This window comes from Virgibacillus sp. Bac330 (genome assembly GCF_003667845.1).
Taxonomy (GTDB): domain Bacteria; phylum Bacillota; class Bacilli; order Bacillales; family Amphibacillaceae; genus Virgibacillus; species Virgibacillus chiguensis.
In genome coordinates this window covers 3,711,438-3,728,781 of the sequence record NZ_CP033048.1, presented here as the reverse complement: position 1 = coordinate 3,728,781, position 17,344 = coordinate 3,711,438, and the positions used below count along the sequence as shown (strand labels likewise).

The window sequence follows — 17,344 nt, the reverse complement described above, 5'->3', positions numbered from 1 at the left end:
TAAGGTTGAGAAAGTGATAATTAAGTTATGTGCAGTTGCATTGGATGAAGTTACTCTTCATCATTATAAATCACTTTTTCAAAGTACGATGCTCTTTGGATGGTGTTTTCTCCATTAAAATAGAGAAAAAGGACAATGGTATTCATTTATTGAGGTTTTGGCTCTTGTTTAATTGACACTTGTGGAAGATTAGTACAGCTAGTTTGTTTCCTAAGTAAGCGGAAAAAGTTTAATTGAGTGGGTGATACGTTATTGATATGCTAAAGATGCAACCAAGCACCGGTACTTTAAGTCTAGGACAATTCATGAGTGAACGGAACTTCCTTTTCATCTAAAGTACATAAGCTTATGCGATATACTTTATGAAAGTGGGGACGTTGCATGAAAAACAAATTATCTGTCGTTATTGCAGGTGGAGGGAGTACGTATACGCCAGAAATTATTCTAATGCTGTTGGACAACCTAGATCGCCTTCCTTTACGCAAAATTAAGCTATATGATAATGATGAAGCAAGGCAAAATAAGGTTGCTAAAGCATGCGAGATTTTAATTAAAGAAAAAGACCCAACGATTGAATATGTGGCGACAACAGATCCTGAAGAAGCGTATACCGATGTGGATTTTTGTTTAGCGCACATACGTGTAGGTCAATTACCTATGCGTGAATTGGATGAGAAAATACCATTAAAATACGGTTGTGTAGGACAGGAAACATGCGGACCAGGTGGAATAGCATATGGCATGCGTTCTATTGGCGGGGTAATTGAAAACATTGATTATATGGAAAAATATTCTCCGCATTGTTGGATGTTAAACTATTCGAATCCGGCTTCTATTGTGGCAGAAGCGACTCGGAGACTACGACCAAATTCAAGGGTCATTAATATTTGTGATATGCCAATCGGAATGGAACATGGCATTGCTGATATTGTTGGTGTTCCTTCTCGTAAAGATTTAGATATTCGCTATTACGGTCTTAATCATTTCGGGTGGTATACTTCTATAAAAGATAAAACCGGAAAAGAATTACTTCCAGCGTTAATTGAACATATGAAGCAATATGGTTTTATTAATGGGGAAGAAGGAATGGCAACGGAAAATAAAGATAGTTGGTTTGAGACAAATCTATTTGCGAAGCATTTAGTTGCTGTCGAACCTACGACCATTCCAAATACGTATTTAAAATATTACCTCTACCCGGATTATGTGGTAGAACATACAGATCCAAGCTATACACGAGCCAATGAAGTAATCGACGGCAGAGAGACGGAAGTGTTCACAGCTTGTGCGGAAATTGAAAAAAATGGTCATTCCAAAGGCACGAGTCTTGAAATTGGCATACATGCTGAGTTTATTGTTGATTTAGCAACGGCGTTAGCATTTAATACACAAGAACGTATGTTAATTATTGTTGAAAATAAAGGCGCTATTAAAAATTTCCCTGATGATGCTATGGTGGAAATACCTTGTATTGTCGGCAAAGATGGTTATGAGCCGTTAGCAATGGGAGAAATACCTACCTTCCAAAAAGGACTTATGGAGCAGCAGGTAGCTGTTGAAAAGTTAGTAGTAGAAGCATGGATCGATCAGTCATACCAAAAGCTATGGCAAGCTTTAACTTTGTCACAAACCGTTCCAAGTGCAACAGTAGCAAAGCAATTGCTTGATGATTTAATGGAAGCAAATAAGCAATATTGGCCTGAACTTCATTAAAAATGAATGCTATTATGGTAGAATTTAGCTAGCTATCTGTTATAATATTATAGGATAGATGAAAGAGAACTTTCATTTACAACAAGAAAATAATTTTGTTTTTGTGAAACATAGGTCGCGCTTCGTCCTTCCAGTTTTTGCTTAAAATTGGGGATGACAGCGCGTTTATACTTGTACTATAGGAAAACTTGATTTTCTATGGTTTATAGTATAAGAAAAAATACAGCTTCCCCCATAAAGATGTGGCGATAAGCTAAGTTTTGCTAACAAAATATTTTCTTTTCAATTTCTTAGAAAGGCGTCATCTTATGGATAAACGTGTATATTTACTCACTATCGTATCATTTGTAGTTGGAATGGTAGAATTAATCATCGGGGGCATATTAGATTTAGTGGCAGCAGATTTGAATGTCAGTCTTGGTAAAGCGGGGTTGTTAATTACGATATTTTCACTTGTATTTGCCATTACAGCACCAATTCTAATGATTGTCACCGCAAAATTTGAGCGAAAGCGACTTATGCTATTTTTCTTACTGCTTTTTTCTTTAAGTAACTTAGTTGTTGCGTTTAGCTCTGTATATAGCATGTTATTTGTTGGTCGAATGCTTTCAGCAGCAAGTGGATCGCTATTAATTATTCTCTGTTTAACGATCGCTGCTAACATTGGTAGTGAGAAGCACCGTGGACGTGCCATTGGTTTTGTATCAATGGGAATTAGCGGTTCAATCGTTCTAGGTGTACCAATCGGGTTGGTACTGGGCAATACATTTGGTTGGCGTGCTCCATTTTTATTCATTGTCTTATTAACGTTGCTGTCCATGGTCGGTGTTTATTTCTTCATGGACAAAGTACAGCCTAAACCGCAAGTACCGATAAAAGAACAAATTAACTCATTAAAAGAAAGTAAAATATTTTTAGCGCACTCAACTACTTTCTTATTTATGGCTGGACATACAATACTCTATGCTTATTTCACTCCATTTGTAAAAGAAACAATGGGGATTAGTGGTAGTTGGCTTAGCGTAATTTATTTTGTGTTTGGCATTGCAGCTGTTAGTGGTGGAGGCATAGGTGGAACGATATCTGACCGTTTTGGTACAAAGCGAACCATGCTTACAACATTAATTCTTTTTGCTGCATCTATATTTATCCTTCCACTTACAACGTCTATATGGCCGATATTCATTATTGTGATGATTATATGGGGGATGATGAGTTGGGCGATCACCCCAGCATTGCAAAGTTATTTAATTGAATCGGCTCCTGCAACAGCAGATATTCAGCAGAGCTTAAATAATTCTGCCTTACATTTTGGAATTGCGTTTGGTTCTTTTATCGGCAGTATTGTCATTGAACAAGCTCACGTGGAACAAAATGCCTTTGCAGGCGGAGTGCTAATTAGCTTTTCTATCATTACAATATTAATTTCAATGTCCAAGACTGCAGTCACAAGAAAACATAAAGCAATATATAAATAAGAGCAGTAAAAAGCGGAGCTGTCGCAAAATGCATATTATGCATTTGCTGACAGCTCCTTTTTATATATGAGATTGCTCGTTTTAAGATGCATTATTTTATTTATGGTGATAAAGGGAAATTTAATCGGTTTTTGACGCACTTAAATAAGCCTCGCCTATTTTTATTTTTTTAAGCTGTCTTTAATGGATGATAATAGAGGTTTAGGCGATTAGCTTGAATTTTCGTATGTATTTTATTGAGGTTATAACCAAATGCCAGGATTAAAAGTTCGTTTCGTACATTACCTATTCCTCGCGTACGAAATTTCTTCAAATGATAATCTTCCTTCAGTACGCCGAACGTTCCTTCCACTTGAATGGAACGATTCATACGGTACAGTGTGCCTGTTTCTGTTAGAATATTTTCTTGCGCTGTTTCCCGGTATGCCAGAAATTCCTTGGCTACATGCAGTTGGCGATTCCCTTTCGCTTTTGTACATTTTTCTTTGAGCGGACAACCTGTACAATCTTCACATTCGTAGACGGTTACCTTAGATTGATAGCCAGTCTGCGAGGTTCGCGTGTAGTTTCTAATGGCATGCAGCTGCTGGTTATTGGCACAGGTATAGGTATCTGTGCTTTTATCATAAGCCATGTTTTCTCGGTGTCTGATGTCCTTTTTGAAAGAAGCTTTTTTCTTGCGTTCATGATTTTGCGGCTTGATATAGGCCGTCTGTTTTTGCTTCTTTAAATATACGTAATTTTCTTCGCTTTCATATCCAGAATCTGCGACGATGTTGCGATAGGTAAAGGGAAGATGTTCCTTTACGTATTGAAGCATTGGAATCAATGTTGTTGTGTCGTTTCGATCGGAAAACGCATTGATCCCAACGATAAATTCCGCATCCACGGCAGCTTGGACATTATAAGCTGGTTTGAGTTGACCATTCCTCATATGATCATCTTTCATTCGCATAAACGTGGCATTATGGTCTGTTTTAGAATAACTGTTTCGTTTCTCTCCCATAATCTGATTGGAAGTATCGTAGTGTTCTTTACGTTGAAGCATTTCCTTTACTTGTTCATGATAACGTTGAAGGACCGTTTTTCTTTTCCCTTTTCCATAAACGAACGTGATGTTTTCTTTCGCTTTTACTTTCTCCAGGAAAACAAGCACTTTTTTCAAATCTTCTAAAAAAGTCTCGTAAGGACTGGTGAAAATCTGACAGTATGTTGTATTAATCTGTTCCAGCAGGGCTTGCCATTTGGTATACATCTTGGCTTCATGTTTGGTGATTGCCTTTTTCCATACGAAAGAATATCGGTTGGCATACGCTTCGATTTTGGTGCCATCGATATAGATGGTTTCACCGGTAATCGCTTCTTGTTGATAAAGCCACACGACTTGTTGAAAGAAGAGCTGTTCCATCACCGTATCGGTCAGATATTTTTGCTTGAAACGACTGATAGTAGAATGATCAGGAGCTGCATACCCTTGAAGAAGCCAACGGAAATTGATATCCCGACGACATGCTTTTTCTATCCCTCGGGAAGAGTAGATTTTTTGCGAGGCTGCGTAGGTAATGACCTTAAATAGAATGACTGGATCGACTGCTGGTTTTCTCCCTTTGGAAGCGTATGCCTGTAGTAGTTCTCTATAATCCATCCTTTCACATAAGAGGCAGTGGAGCCGGACCGAATCATCCATAGGAATCATTTCTTCTACATCCATCGGTAAATATAATTGATAATTTGCTGCAGTTTGCGTATACTGGGTTTGTGTTATTTGTTTATTGGTCATAAATTAATAATACATGAGAACAGGCCCTTTGTGGTCTGTTTTTTTGTGTATACACAAAAAAGCTGTTACACAATCAATTACTTGATTGTGCAACAGCCCCGCTTTTTTAAGTCGCTCGAGTTCGTCGTCAATTCGCACGCCCCCGCGCGTATTTCGCTCAAACAAGTTTGCAATTCGCCCGCTCCCGCGCGTATTTCGCTCAAGCAAGTTTGCAATTCGCCCGCTCCCGCGCGTATTTCGCTCAAGCAAGCGAGCAATTCGCCCGCCCCCGCGCGTATTCGCTCAAGCAAGTCGGTAATTCGCCCGCTCCCGCGCGTATTTCGCTCCTGCAAGTTTGCAATTCGCCCGTCCTCGCGCGTATTTCGCTCCTGCAAGTTTGCAATTCGCCCGTCCCCGCACGTATTTCGCTCCTGCAAGTTTGCAATGCGCACGCCCCCGCACGTATTTCGCTCCTGCAAGCCGGCAATGCGCACGCCCCCGCACGTATTTCGCTCAAGCAAGCCGGCAATTCGCTCCCCGCGCGTATTTAGCTCCTGCAAGCCGGCAATGCGCACGCCCCCGCGCGTATTTCGCTCAAGCAAGCCGTCAATTCGCTCGCCCCCACGCGTATTCGCTCAAGCAAGTCGGTAATTCGCACGTCCCCACGCGTATTCGCTCATGCAAGTCTGCAATTCGCTCACCCCCGCACGTATTTCGCTCCTGCAAGCCGGCAATGCGCACGCCCCCGCACGTATTTCGCTCCTGCAAGCCGTCAATTCGCCCGTCCCCGCGCGTATTTCGCTCAAGCAAGCGAGCAATTCGCCCGCTCCCGCGCGTATTCGCTCAAGCAAGTCGTCAATTCGCCCGCTCCCGCGCGTATTCGCTCAACCTCGCGGGAAAAGCGCTCATGCCGGTTTCCGTCCGCCATCTAATGTAATTGATTACCTTGCTGCACGATTGTATAGCTGTTTAACATATGTTGCATGTCTTGTGGTGCTAGCTGTGGGACTTGATAGTAGCCATGTTTGTTTTGATATAGAAAGATTTCATAGCTCATTTCGATAAAGTTTGGAACGGTATCTGCAATGACGCGACGCAGTACAGGGTTTGTCATTTCCGTAGCTGTCATCGCTAGTAGTGAACTTAAAGATTTTGTGTTTCCGAGCATGTAAGCAGACAGCCCTTGATCAGATAAGTCGTTAATGGATGCGTTTGGTTTTTTGGGCTGACCCGGGGTTATGCCATAAACGACATTGTTATCTTGCTGCATCTCATATTGTTGTGTTGGCACAGCTGGGTCTTGTCCGGTTTGAAATGTTTGCACAATTGTGTTGTAAGCTTGCGTGACGAAAGCGGTTTGTCGTTGTAAAATATCCTTTAACTCGGGGTCTTGTATATGCTGATCATACATTTGGTATTGGTCAAGCATACTAATTATCCCCGCAATGATTTCATGTGCATCAAATAATTCATGACCTCCATGATTGGTGTTTTGCTGATTTGGCATCGATCCAGGTTGTTGCTGGTTACCTTGCTGATTCATGTTGTGCATAATGAATTCCTCCTTGATGGTGTATTTTCCTTCATAGATTTTCCTGTTTATTTAATTTCATGTATTTAAATTTTTTTTATCGTACACATAACCTTTTATTTTATTGGCAAACATATAACCATAACGCAAAAAGGGTGGTATTCATAGTGCGATTAGAGCAACCAAACTGCTGGTCAGAGCATGGTGCATTACAAACAGTGCTCGTTTGTTCTCCCTCCGTACAAAGTATTCCAAGTCTACAAGTGGCAGAGAATGTACAATGGAATGCTCCAGTTCAACAGGATGTAGCAATGGAAAATCATCATTCACTTATATCTGTTTTGAAACAGGAAGGTGTTCAAGTGATTGATTATGCTTTGTACTTGGATCTGGTCACGAGACAATTAAATGAACAATTAATTAACCGTTTTTTTGTACGTGATTTGGCTTGTGTATTTGGCAACACGATACTCCCGGGCATCGCAGGGACGTTTATGCGGCGAGCAGAATATGATCACGTTCATAAACTTTTGGAAAACTGGTTTCCAGAAACTTTTACTAAAGACGTCACGGAAGGTGTAAAGGCATTAGAATATGGAGATGTCCTCATTCTAAATGCAAATGCTGTTTTTATTAATATTGGTATGCGTACAAGCTTGGAGAGTGTGGAACAAATGATGGGACATATTTTTCAAGCAGGATTTACAGAAATTGGACTGATTAGTTTGCCAAGGCGGGCAGACACGCTTCATTTAGATATGAATTGTAATGTGGCCGCAGAGGATGTCGTCATTGCTAAAAGCTATATGTATTATTTGCCAGTGCAAGTTGTCAATAAAGAAGGAATAAAGGGCTATGACATGACAGAGAAGTTTTTGCATCGTCATGGGTTTGACATATATTGGTTGGACAAATATGAGACAATACCTGATATTAACTTTCTTAATATAAACCCAGATACATTATTAATTAGTAAACAAGCACATAAGCAAATGTTAAAATCCCATCCCAAATTAAAGAACAAACGCTTTATAGAAATAGACGTTTCCGAATTAGAAAAAGCTGGCGGAGGTATCCGTTGTATGACGTTGCCTCTGGTTCGTAAATAGGCAACATGAAAAAAGGGCAAATGAACTGGTGGCAGCTGTCTTTATTAGGTGTGGGATGTACCATTGGAACAGGCTTTTTCCTTGGAAGTAGTATGGCGATTAAAAACAGTGGTCCTCTGGTTATAGTGGCATTTGTTTTAGCGGCAGCAGGAACGTTTATCGTCTACGATTCTTTGGCGAGTATGTCAGTGGATGACCCAAATAAAGGGTCATTTCGCTACTATTCTCAAAAAGCATTTGGCAGTTGGGCAGGTTTTAGCAATGGATGGGTGTATGCTTTTTCAGAAATTCTAATTATGGGTAGCCAACTTATCGCCTTAGGGATATTTACGCAATTCTGGTTTCCAAATGTTTCTTTATGGCTGCTTTGTGCCATATATGGCGCGCTAGGGTTACTGGTCATTTTAACTGGTATGAAAGGGTTTGAAAAAATAGAAGGCTTATTTGGCGTAATGAAAACAGCTGCCATCCTTATGTTTATTTTCGTAGCGGTATTTCTATTAGTGAACTTTGCAGGAGGAGAAAGTTTATCACCTTCCTTCAACAAAACAAACCTATTTTCAGAAGGACCAATCGGTGTTTGGCATGCATTGATTTATGCTTTTTATGCGTTCGGTGGTGTGGAGGTAATGGGGTTACTAGTTATTGATTTAAAAAACACGAAAGAGGCTCCTAAAGCTGGAAGGGTAATGATGATTGTCCTTACTGCTATTTATATTATATCTATTAGTCTCATTCTCGTTCTTATATCATGGCAAACGATCCATGCTGATGAAAGTCCGTTTATTACAGCGCTTAACCCGTTCTCCATTCCTTATGTCACAGATATTTTTACCGGGGTCTTCATTATTGCAGGCTTTTCTACGATGGTTGCAGCACTATTTGCAGTCCTCACGATTTTAGTTTCGTTAGCAGAAGACCACCATGCTCCTTCTATTTTTCAGCATCATGGGAAATGGAATGTGCCTTGGCCAGCATTTTTATGCACGACAGGTGGGTTGGCGGTATCCGTTATTATTGCGCTTGTGTTACCAGAGCGCTTATTTGAATATGTGACGACTGCTGCTGGGTTAATGCTACTCTACAATTGGATGTTTATATTAGCTACGTTCTTAAAACAAAAGCAACAAACAGGGTGGCAAAAAATAAAGCCGCTCATCGGAATGCTACTTATTGCCATAGCTGTATCTGGTACATGGGTGGAGAAAACGAGTAGAATTGGCTTTTTCGTCAGTTTTATTTTTATTTGTTTCATTGCTTTAGCTACTTTCTTGTCTCGTTCCACAAGACAACATGGATAGGCGACGAGCTTCCTATCCATGTGTTCTCTTTACCTTCTTCTATTGTAAGAACGAGCTCATTTTTTCTTTCATACGCATAAACGGACACTTGCTAGGACTCTCATCATCGTCACTTAAGAAGTATTGTTTCCATTCATGATTATCCTCTTCGCCATACCATTTTAAATCGGGGTGGCCAGGTACCCCATCATACTGCAATAGCCGCTTGCGAATAATATTTTTCATTTTGCGCCCAAATGTGGTGTTTCCATTCAGGTCTTCGAATACCCAGCGTGGCTGAAATGCTATCATAAAATAAGGAAAATAGCGGCTTTTCCTTTTTCGATGTGCAGGAGTAGCACAAAAAGCAAAGTAAGGCTCACCTGCAAAACAAAACTCCCACTCATGGTGTTCAGGTTCTTGTGGAATTGCTTCTGGCCACGGTTGTTCATCATAAGCAGTAACTTGATTCAAAGCATTCCAAAACAAATTGCGATAATCTTCTACGGAATAATTGCGAATCATATCCTCTGGTGTCTCAAAGAACACGGCCAATGATGTGTAATTGCCAAAGCTTCTAGCATGATTGCCATATGTTTTTAATGCAGTTGCTAGCTCTTCTGAAGCTTTCGTTTCACGTGGATCGGATACGAAGCAGAAACGAAGCTGATTGTCTAAAAAACCTTGTCTTGCAGGAACGCAAGGGTACGTATTCGTATCTATAAGCATACTAGTGAAGGTCTGATAGGCTTGCTGTTTCCATTGTGGCAAATTGGTTATTTCCTCATGAAGTGAGTGTTTCTCATATAATGCACCCATTTTTCACTTCCCCTTTCTAGTGGTAACTTATGAAAAAAGGGCATCTTAGGTGCTTGCCTATACGCATGATGAAGTGAGGAGTTAAGTAAAATTTCACTTTGTTAACAGCAGGAAAGCCTCGTATCCGAAATAGACGCCAAAGCCGATAAGCATGATCCCAGCTCCAACGGTAATGATATACTGCACTTTTGCATGAAAAAATTTGCGAAAAGAAGTAGCTACACTCGCCATCACCAAATCCCAAATAAGAATACCAAGAAAAATACCACTACTATATATAATTAGCTGGAAATTACTATATAAATCACTTGTTTTTGCCAATACAGCGCCGTAAATACCTAGCCAGAAAATAATGTTTAACGGATTTGAAATAGCAAGTAGAAAACCTGCGCGAAATGATTTGAATTTTGATGTTTGTCGAGAAGAACGATGAATGTGTAATGATTTTTTTGCGCTGACGATACTTTCTATTCCGGTATAAACAAGAATGAAAAAACCAAATAGCCAGAGGAAAGTTTTCATAAGTGGCGTCGTTAAAAATTGCGCCACGCCAAAGTAAATGAGCAACATAAAAACCAGATCGCCAATCATTCCACCGAGCCCAACTAACCAAGCATGGATAAAACCGTGATTCATCCCTTTATTTAATTGTGCCGCGTTTATCGGTCCAACGGGGGCAGAGAGAGAAATTCCTAATAAGATATAGCTAAAGAAATTCATTCGTTCACCTTCTTTTAAAATGATTGGATGGCGCATCATGGAGAAAACAGCTATGTATATTTCCATACTATTGTATTCATAGTATATAGCTTGTACCACTATTTTATTTTTACACGACAGAAATGTATAAAAATCTCAATCGTTACAAAATAAGCTAATCTTTTCTGAAAAGTTTTTTATTTAGGAGTAGTAGAGATACAGATGAATATGCACACAAGAAAGATGACAGATGGTATACTAAGCATAGATGAGGTGAAAAGATGCAACGTTTACTTTTTGAGGCTGCATGGGAAAAGACAATCGATGCTAGAGATCGGGAAGAAATAGAAAAAATTTTTGAACAAGTAAAGGAAATGAAAGAATCGCAATCGTTTTTTATATTAAGCCAAGCGCGTAATCATCGTAACGATTTGCTTGTAACGGTGCTCATTCAAAATGGTTTGGAAACGGACTGGGTTCTTTGTGGGGAGCAAATGTCGTATTACGAAGCAAATAAGCTTATTGCCACGGAAGTTTTTTCTGATAAGCGATTAATCGTTCCTGCCAAGTGTAGCATGCCGTGGACATTGATTTTTTCTGAAAGCTCCGTACAACAGGAACCGAATTTTAAAAAAGGGGCATTACAGATGTTTTCTGAACGATAAAGTCCTCTCTTTCAAGAGGAGGGTGAAAGTTAATCCGGAACAAGATCCTAGGACAAGGTTTTTTCCACTGTAGGAAAGCATTGAAACGCCAGGACTAAAAGTATAGGAAATGGTCATAAATAAATTGGACGAGCTTTTTCCATAAAGCCTTTGGCGACAAGCTAAATTCTTCTATACAAGCAATAACCGTCGTGTATTTAGAAAGGGAGGATGGGATGACTAAGCGGACATTAGTAATGAATGTAGATATAAAAGAAGCACATGTGCAAAGCATTCAGCAGGCATTGCCAGATTGGAAAATTGTGGCAAATAAAGCGTTGGATGATGTGCAGGACGATATAAAAGAAGCTGAAATTATGTTGCATTGGAAAAAAGATATGGAATCCATTGTATTTGAAGAAAACAAGAATTTGCAGTGGGTGCAAACATGGAGTGCGGGGATTGATAACCTGCCATTATCAGAGCTTGAGCAAAGAGGGGTTCACGTTACGAGTGCGAATGGTGTGCATGCTTATCCAATTTCGGAAACCATTTTTGCGCTTATATTGGGACTTACTCGAAAGATTCATACGTATGTGAAGCAGCAACAAGATAAAGTTTGGTATCATGCGCGTTTGAATCAGGAAATACACCACAAGACGATCGGTATTATCGGTGTTGGAGCAATTGGTCAGGAAACAGCTAAAATTGCTAAAGCATTTGGCATGAAAGTGCTGGGAGTGCGTCATTCTGGAAGGCCTACTGCGTATGTGGATAATATGTACAAGCCTGAACAACTAGATCACGTACTTGCAGAGAGCGATATTATTGTTATTACACTGCCATTAACAGAAGAAACGAGACATATGTTTGCAAAAAAACAGTTTGAACAGATGAAAGATTCAGCTCTACTGATAAATATTGGGCGTGGTGCTATTGTGCAGGAGGAGGATTTGATTAAAGCATTGCAAGCAAATGAAATAGCTGGAGCTGGTTTAGATGTTTTTGCTAAAGAGCCTTTGCCAGAAGATAGCCCACTTTGGGAAATGGAAAATGTGATTATAACTCCTCATACTTCTGGATCAACGGAGTATTATGATGAACGAGTTATAGACGATATTTTTCTCCCTAACTTACAGCAATATCTTCAAGGAAAAACACCTAAAGTAAATGCCGTTCATTTTGATAAAGGCTATTAAAATATTGGTAGCTATCTTCTTTATAGGAGATAGCTTCATTATAGGAAGAAATGAGGGGAAATAGATGCACTTATTATGGGACTTTGACGGGACACTGATAAATACGTACCCGATGTATACGAAATGTTTTCAGCAAGTTTTAGGAAAAGGAGTAACAGAGGAGGAAATATATGGGGAACTGAAAAGATCTTTTTCTCATGCCGTTGCACATTTTCATATGACGAAAGAGCAGGAATTAGAGGTGCGCCGTCTTATTAATCAAATTCAACCAGAGGAAGTGAAACCTTTTGACGGTTTGGAGCGCGTATTACAGGCAGCAGATATCAATGTCATTATGACACATAAGGATTATAAAAACGTGAAACGCATCTTGGACTACCATGGTTTGACTTCTTATTTTAATGATATCGTTACAAGTGATGATGGATTTCCACGTAAGCCGGATAGCGCTTCCTATGCTTATTTACATCATAAGCACCGTATTGATATGGCGATAGGAGACAGAGAACTTGATTTGTTACCTGCAAAAGAACTAGGGATTAAGACGTGCAGTTTTCAAAATGAGCATGCAGAAGCAGATTTTCATCTTTCTTACTATCATGATTTTTTTTACACGATAGGGAAGTAGATTATTTAACGTTTTAGCGTATAAGTATAAGTTGTTATAGAGACTTCGTCGTATGCTTCTTTTAGGTGGCAATGTAAAAGGGAGAGAGGTCATTTGCTTTTCGAAGCCATGCTGTTCACCCTCTTTTTTATTGCAATTATGTGAAACATCTTTTCTTTACGTGAATTTTACGGTAATATCTAATTATGTTTGTTTAAACAAATAGCTTCATGGTGAACATTAGGGTTAAACAAACATTGTGTTTCCGACAATATTAATGTGAAATTATTCACTTAATGTTTATATACGTGTAAAAGGAGTGACTTTATATGGAGCGACAGCCAATCGAGCAAGCGGTGAATCTTGCTATAAAAAAGAAGGAATTATTAAATACATCATTCATAAGATATATGCTGCGAGCGGGTTTGTCAGGAATTTATGTGGGTATAGGATTAATATTATCGTTTAAGCTAGCAGAAGGATATTTTGATATTCAATCTCCGACTGCAACGATTATGGCATCGATCTTTTTTGGTGTTGCCCTCGTGTTAATTATTTATGGTGGTGCCGAATTATTTACTGGTAACACGATGTACTTTACGATGAGTACGTTGAGGAAGCAAACGACAGTCAAGGATACGGTGCAAAATTGGCTTGCCTGTTATAGTGGAAATTTGATTGGCGGAGTATTGTTTGCCTTGTTAATTGTTGGAACAGGATTGTATGCTTCCACAGAAAGTAGTCATTATTTAATGAAAACAGCTGCCGCTAAAATGGATTTAGGCATATGGGAACTATTTTTTCGAGGCATATTATGTAATTTGATTGTCTGTTTAGCTGTATGGATTCCTATGCATATTAAAGGCGATGGCGCTAAAATATTTGTTATGCTGTTGTTAGTGTTCGGTTTTGTTGCGTCAGGATTTGAGCATAGTGTTGCCAATATGGTTACTTTTTCATTAGCGTTAACAGCACCTCACCCAGAATCTATTACCTTATTAGGAGCGATTTATAATCTAATTCCTGTTACGATTGGTAATATTGTCGGAGGTGGTTTCTTTTTAGGAGGCATCTACGCTTATTTAGCATCGCCTAGTAAGCAGTATAAACAAACCGTAGAGATAGCACAGGAAAAGAAGCTCGGATAAAGGTATTAGCTTCGTATATAGCAAAAGGAATATAACCTGCATGGTATCTTTCATGCAGGTTTGGTTATTGTCTATGGTTGCTAACTACTAGTAGCCGCCGTTCGATTTTTCTCCATTGCATTAATACCCATGACGACGACAATGAATTCTTCTGTTGATAATTGATCCGTTAAGTTGGTCAGTTCATAAGCGGGAGAAGAGAAAAAACTGTTAACACGTGTGAAGGTTGCCACATCTTGATATCTTTCATCCATAATCGTAAATGATTTCGACAGAACAGGGGAAGTAATGGTGTATTGATGTCCCCTATTATGTGTCGTATACGTATACTTTTTTGCAAATGAAAACCAGTTTGCTTTTAATGTTCCTTGTATTTCTCCAGAGCTACTTACTAACCAGTTACTCGAAAAGAAATGTTTAAACTTCCCTGCTGCAAGCTCTCGGTTGTGGATATCATACACCGTAATACTAGTTGAAAAAGCGGTTTTTAAATCTAGATCGCCAATCCTTTCGTTACGACTGTTTTTAATGCTCGTTTTTCCAGACGAAAAAAAATTATCTTCAATATAAATTTTATTCTCCATCCAATCCTCCTTCTATTCTTGGGTTTCGACCTGTATACCAGATAAATGCACGTTGTGTCATATGCATAGGAATGTTATATAAGGGAGTGGTATGAACAGGTTTACTTCGATTTGCTGTTTCTATATTTGCTAGGTCAAAACGTTTTTGAATAAAATTTTGTTCGAGCTTCAATTCAATGATTTTCTCTCGGGTTGTAATGCTTGTTGTCATGAAGATTCCTCCTGTACGGACTTGCAGTGTTTCTCCATGAATTAAAAAGCGAGTGAAATAATAATCTAGTAAGCGTGACATGATCGTGAATAGGAACAAAATGATTGATATAGGCCACCATTTTGGAAAGAAAATAACAATAATAATGGTGCCAATGATCCAAAGTACAGGTATTTGACACATTCTTGCTACTAACGATTTCTTCGGGAGTGATTCCATATTTGTTTTTACTTGGAATTCAGGTAGTATTTCTTCAATGATCGTATATGCGCGATGAATTGGTAAAAATGGATAAAGGGAATTTACTTCTTCCCCTGAAAGGTCAACCCCACCGGCACTAATTAGCTTTACTTCAGCTATTTTAAGCATGCGTTTTAACAATGATTGTTCAATATGAACGGCTTGCACATTTTGCTTTCGAATGGAAAAGTGTTGCTCGTTTAATACACCTTTACGAATATAAACCCGCTCATGATCAGATGAGATTTCATAACGACCATATTTTAAGTAAGTACGAATTATTCCAAAACCAATTGCAACGATAATAAATAGGGTGATTAGAGTACCAATCCAAAACCAGGAGTCCTTTACAAATTGAATAATCTTATTTCCCGTTGCAGATAGATCATATACTTCGTCAATATTACTAAACAATGATGCTAATACAGGGATAAGCAATAAATAGCTAAATGATAAGACAGAAGCTTTTAAAATGTCTTTTTTTGTTGGATTAAAGTGGACAATTTTTTCTTCTCTTGTCATGGTTTGGGCTTCGTCTGTTTGTGTTATATTTGTGTCTATCGCATCTGAATTTTTCTGTTTTGTGTAATGGTCTAAAACATATTCAATTTGTTTAGCTTCGTCCTTCGTAATGGCTGTAAAAGTGAAGGATGAATCCTCATCTTCCGCCCCCGTTTCTAACGTCAGCGTTGTTACATGAAATGGTCGTAAATAAAACGGGGTATTTGTTTGGACATTTTGAATTCGATCATACGGAATTTGATGATGTTTACGTGTGAAAAGGCCTTGCTCGATTTCAATGAAACTTTCGTTGATGGTATATGTAGTACGCCACCACGTTATAATAACGGAAACAAATTTATAAATTAGGTAGACAAAAAATAAGATTCTACCAATTTCTACCCACGTTGCTTCCGAGGAGTAGTTAATTACAAATAAAATAATAAATACGAAAAAGATATCCTTTAATGATGCAAAAAATGATACAGGCATCATCATGGGGTGCATGCGCTTTTTTTGATCCATTAGTTCTCCACTTCCTTCACTTTGGCGAGTTCAGCAATTTCATTTCGAATAGCCTTTGCTTCGTCCTCTTGTATAGCAGGTATTTCATGAGTGGAAGCCATGGTACCAATGGAGATACTTGATAGTCCGTATTTTCGTAAAATGGGTCCTTGTTGTAGACTAACATATTGAATTTTTGTCATAGGGATAACTTGGTGTGCCAAATTCCATCTTCCGTGCTTTAATTGGACAAATTCCTTATTCAAACCATACCGCCAATATTTTTGTAGTAATGTCGGTTCAAAAACTATACTCCAAACAGCAGAGATAATCGTAAAACCTAATAAGCCCCATAATACATAACTAATCCAGCTATACCAAGCAAAGTGGGAGTCCATGATAAGTAAAACGACTAAAATAAGGAGAAATATAGTATGTCCGATTGTGTTTGTAATCCGCCATACATTAATAGCGTATGGTGAAATTTTTCGTTTCGGTTCTTCTATGTTTTTGTACAAAATAAACCCTTCCTTTGCAGTCTTTTATAAGATAGTTTTCTAAATAAGATTATAAATGCAGTAGAAATATCTTCTTTTCTATTTATGTTTATTACGATTTAGATAGGGTGTGGGTTTCAATATGTTTTTATGAAATTATACCTGAAAAGGTTTTTAATGGAATTTAAATGTGGCAGCAGGTGAGGCTTAACCGCTTTTAATTGCTGATAGAACTAACCAAGCCGAACATTTATATTGTTCGGCTTGGCTGTATTTTGGAAAGTGGCTTGATTTATTTCATTTCACGCACCTATACAAGGTGCGACTGATCAGATGATGTTCAAACTGCAAATGGAGTTTAATTTCAATCCACGCACCTAAACAAGGTGCGACTTTGTCACACTTAAATTTAGCAAGTGATGATAAAAGAGATTTCAATCCACGCACCTAAACAAGGTGCGACATTTAGTCAAGGTGATGATGTAAAAGCGATTTTAATTTCAATCCACGCACCTATACAAGGTGCGACCGTGGCCCGATGAAATCACGAAATGGGACCACACATTTCAATCCACGCACCTATACAAGGTTGCTCAATTTCTAAAACTTCTGTGTTTGTGATTTCAATCCACGCACCTATACAAGGTGCGACTTGAAATACTCGGAAATGCTTGCAGAAGGCACAAGTATTTCAATCCACGCACCTATACAAGGTGCGACTAAAGAATTGTGGTGCAAGACAGACGAAACAGACATTTCAATCCACGCACCTATACAAGGTGCGACTTTCTTGTTCGATTTTCTTTCGTAATCTCTTAATC

Annotated in this window: 15 protein-coding genes and 1 CRISPR repeat array (1 of these 16 running past the window's edge); of the genes, 8 read left to right on the top strand and 7 right to left on the bottom strand. The window is 38.8% G+C overall.

The annotated features are described in order from the left end of the window. The first annotated feature begins 381 nt into the window (after window positions 1-381). Entirely contained in the window at window positions 382-1,713 is a 1,332-nt protein-coding gene (locus tag D9780_RS17290) for a 6-phospho-alpha-glucosidase (RefSeq protein ID WP_116279298.1), read from the top strand. 308 nt (window positions 1,714-2,021) lie between these two features. After that, window positions 2,022-3,191: an MFS transporter gene (locus D9780_RS17285; RefSeq protein ID WP_121640982.1), complete on the top strand. Its 1,170-nt coding sequence runs from the start codon at window positions 2,022-2,024 to the stop codon at window positions 3,189-3,191. 169 nt (window positions 3,192-3,360) lie between these two features. Here the strand turns inward: D9780_RS17285 and D9780_RS17280 are convergent, their stop codons facing one another. Together D9780_RS17280 and D9780_RS17270 are read right to left on the bottom strand one after the other, a co-directional pair. Next, entirely contained in the window at window positions 3,361-4,971 is a 1,611-nt protein-coding gene (locus D9780_RS17280) for an IS1182 family transposase (RefSeq protein WP_121640981.1), read from the bottom strand. A gap of 907 nt (window positions 4,972-5,878) precedes the next feature. Next, on the bottom strand, window positions 5,879-6,502 hold the full coding sequence (locus D9780_RS17270; RefSeq protein ID WP_073008230.1) for a spore coat protein: 624 nt from the start codon (window positions 6,500-6,502) through the stop codon (window positions 5,879-5,881). A gap of 146 nt (window positions 6,503-6,648) precedes the next feature. Between D9780_RS17270 and D9780_RS17265 the strand changes: the two genes are divergently transcribed. Next, window positions 6,649-7,590: an arginine deiminase family protein gene (locus D9780_RS17265; protein WP_240458720.1), complete on the top strand. Its 942-nt coding sequence runs from the start codon at window positions 6,649-6,651 to the stop codon at window positions 7,588-7,590. A 5-nt stretch (window positions 7,591-7,595) separates the two neighbouring features. After that, a complete protein-coding gene (locus tag D9780_RS17260; protein WP_121640978.1) occupies window positions 7,596-8,891 on the top strand; it encodes an amino acid permease in 1,296 nt (431 codons plus the stop codon). 39 nt (window positions 8,892-8,930) lie between these two features. Here the strand turns inward: D9780_RS17260 and D9780_RS17255 are convergent, their stop codons facing one another. Together D9780_RS17255 and D9780_RS17250 are read right to left on the bottom strand one after the other, a co-directional pair. Next, on the bottom strand, window positions 8,931-9,689 hold the full coding sequence (locus D9780_RS17255; RefSeq protein WP_121640977.1) for a YqcI/YcgG family protein: 759 nt from the start codon (window positions 9,687-9,689) through the stop codon (window positions 8,931-8,933). Window positions 9,690-9,782: 93 nt separating this feature from the next. Next, entirely contained in the window at window positions 9,783-10,409 is a 627-nt protein-coding gene (locus tag D9780_RS17250; RefSeq protein WP_073008462.1) for a LysE family translocator, read from the bottom strand. Between the two features lie 260 nt (window positions 10,410-10,669). Here D9780_RS17250 and D9780_RS17245 point away from each other — a divergent pair, with 260 nt between their 5' ends. From D9780_RS17245 to D9780_RS17230, 4 genes are all read left to right on the top strand, one after another. After that, entirely contained in the window at window positions 10,670-11,053 is a 384-nt protein-coding gene (locus D9780_RS17245; RefSeq protein WP_121640976.1) for an SLAP domain-containing protein, read from the top strand. 215 nt (window positions 11,054-11,268) lie between these two features. Continuing rightward, window positions 11,269-12,231: a D-2-hydroxyacid dehydrogenase gene (locus D9780_RS17240; RefSeq protein ID WP_121640975.1), complete on the top strand. Its 963-nt coding sequence runs from the start codon at window positions 11,269-11,271 to the stop codon at window positions 12,229-12,231. A gap of 64 nt (window positions 12,232-12,295) precedes the next feature. After that, the gene (locus tag D9780_RS17235) at window positions 12,296-12,859 is read left to right on the top strand and encodes an HAD-IA family hydrolase (protein ID WP_073008196.1); all 564 of its coding nucleotides are present in this window, start codon (window positions 12,296-12,298) and stop codon (window positions 12,857-12,859) included. A gap of 308 nt (window positions 12,860-13,167) precedes the next feature. Beyond that, entirely contained in the window at window positions 13,168-13,986 is an 819-nt protein-coding gene (locus D9780_RS17230; protein ID WP_073008194.1) for a formate/nitrite transporter family protein, read from the top strand. 80 nt (window positions 13,987-14,066) lie between these two features. Here D9780_RS17230 and D9780_RS17225 read toward each other — a convergent pair whose 3' ends face one another. From D9780_RS17225 to D9780_RS17215, 3 genes are read right to left on the bottom strand one after another with little or no spacing between them, the layout of a single operon-like run. After that, window positions 14,067-14,570: a hypothetical protein gene (locus tag D9780_RS17225; RefSeq protein WP_121640974.1), complete on the bottom strand. Its 504-nt coding sequence runs from the start codon at window positions 14,568-14,570 to the stop codon at window positions 14,067-14,069. Next, window positions 14,560-16,047: a PH domain-containing protein gene (locus D9780_RS17220; RefSeq protein WP_121640973.1), complete on the bottom strand. Its 1,488-nt coding sequence runs from the start codon at window positions 16,045-16,047 to the stop codon at window positions 14,560-14,562. Before D9780_RS17220 ends, D9780_RS17225 begins: the two co-directional genes overlap by 11 nt. Then, window positions 16,047-16,544: a PH domain-containing protein gene (locus D9780_RS17215; protein ID WP_073008184.1), complete on the bottom strand. Its 498-nt coding sequence runs from the start codon at window positions 16,542-16,544 to the stop codon at window positions 16,047-16,049. The genes D9780_RS17220 and D9780_RS17215 overlap by 1 nt, the downstream gene beginning before the upstream one ends. 273 nt (window positions 16,545-16,817) lie before the next feature. Then, window positions 16,818-17,344: direct repeats of the CRISPR family, unit length 32 nt; unit sequence ATTTCAATCCACGCACCTATACAAGGTGCGAC; it runs 569 nt beyond the window's last position.

Bases quoted from the DNA above. Each gene is read 5' to 3' on its own strand.
- D9780_RS17290 (WP_116279298.1), top strand. From the start codon at position 382: ATGAAAAACAAATTATCTGTCGTTATTGCAGGTGGAGGGAGTACGTAT.
- D9780_RS17285 (WP_121640982.1), top strand. From the start codon at position 2,022: ATGGATAAACGTGTATATTTACTCACTATCGTATCATTTGTAGTTGGA.
- D9780_RS17280 (WP_121640981.1), bottom strand. From the start codon at position 4,971: ATGACCAATAAACAAATAACACAAACCCAGTATACGCAAACTGCAGCA.
- D9780_RS17270 (WP_073008230.1), bottom strand. From the start codon at position 6,502: ATGCACAACATGAATCAGCAAGGTAACCAGCAACAACCTGGATCGATG.
- D9780_RS17260 (WP_121640978.1), top strand. From the start codon at position 7,596: ATGAAAAAAGGGCAAATGAACTGGTGGCAGCTGTCTTTATTAGGTGTG.
- D9780_RS17255 (WP_121640977.1), bottom strand. From the start codon at position 9,689: ATGGGTGCATTATATGAGAAACACTCACTTCATGAGGAAATAACCAAT.
- D9780_RS17250 (WP_073008462.1), bottom strand. From the start codon at position 10,409: ATGAATTTCTTTAGCTATATCTTATTAGGAATTTCTCTCTCTGCCCCC.
- D9780_RS17245 (WP_121640976.1), top strand. From the start codon at position 10,670: ATGCAACGTTTACTTTTTGAGGCTGCATGGGAAAAGACAATCGATGCT.
- D9780_RS17240 (WP_121640975.1), top strand. From the start codon at position 11,269: ATGACTAAGCGGACATTAGTAATGAATGTAGATATAAAAGAAGCACAT.
- D9780_RS17235 (WP_073008196.1), top strand. From the start codon at position 12,296: ATGCACTTATTATGGGACTTTGACGGGACACTGATAAATACGTACCCG.
- D9780_RS17230 (WP_073008194.1), top strand. From the start codon at position 13,168: ATGGAGCGACAGCCAATCGAGCAAGCGGTGAATCTTGCTATAAAAAAG.
- D9780_RS17225 (WP_121640974.1), bottom strand. From the start codon at position 14,570: ATGGAGAATAAAATTTATATTGAAGATAATTTTTTTTCGTCTGGAAAA.
- D9780_RS17220 (WP_121640973.1), bottom strand. From the start codon at position 16,047: ATGGATCAAAAAAAGCGCATGCACCCCATGATGATGCCTGTATCATTT.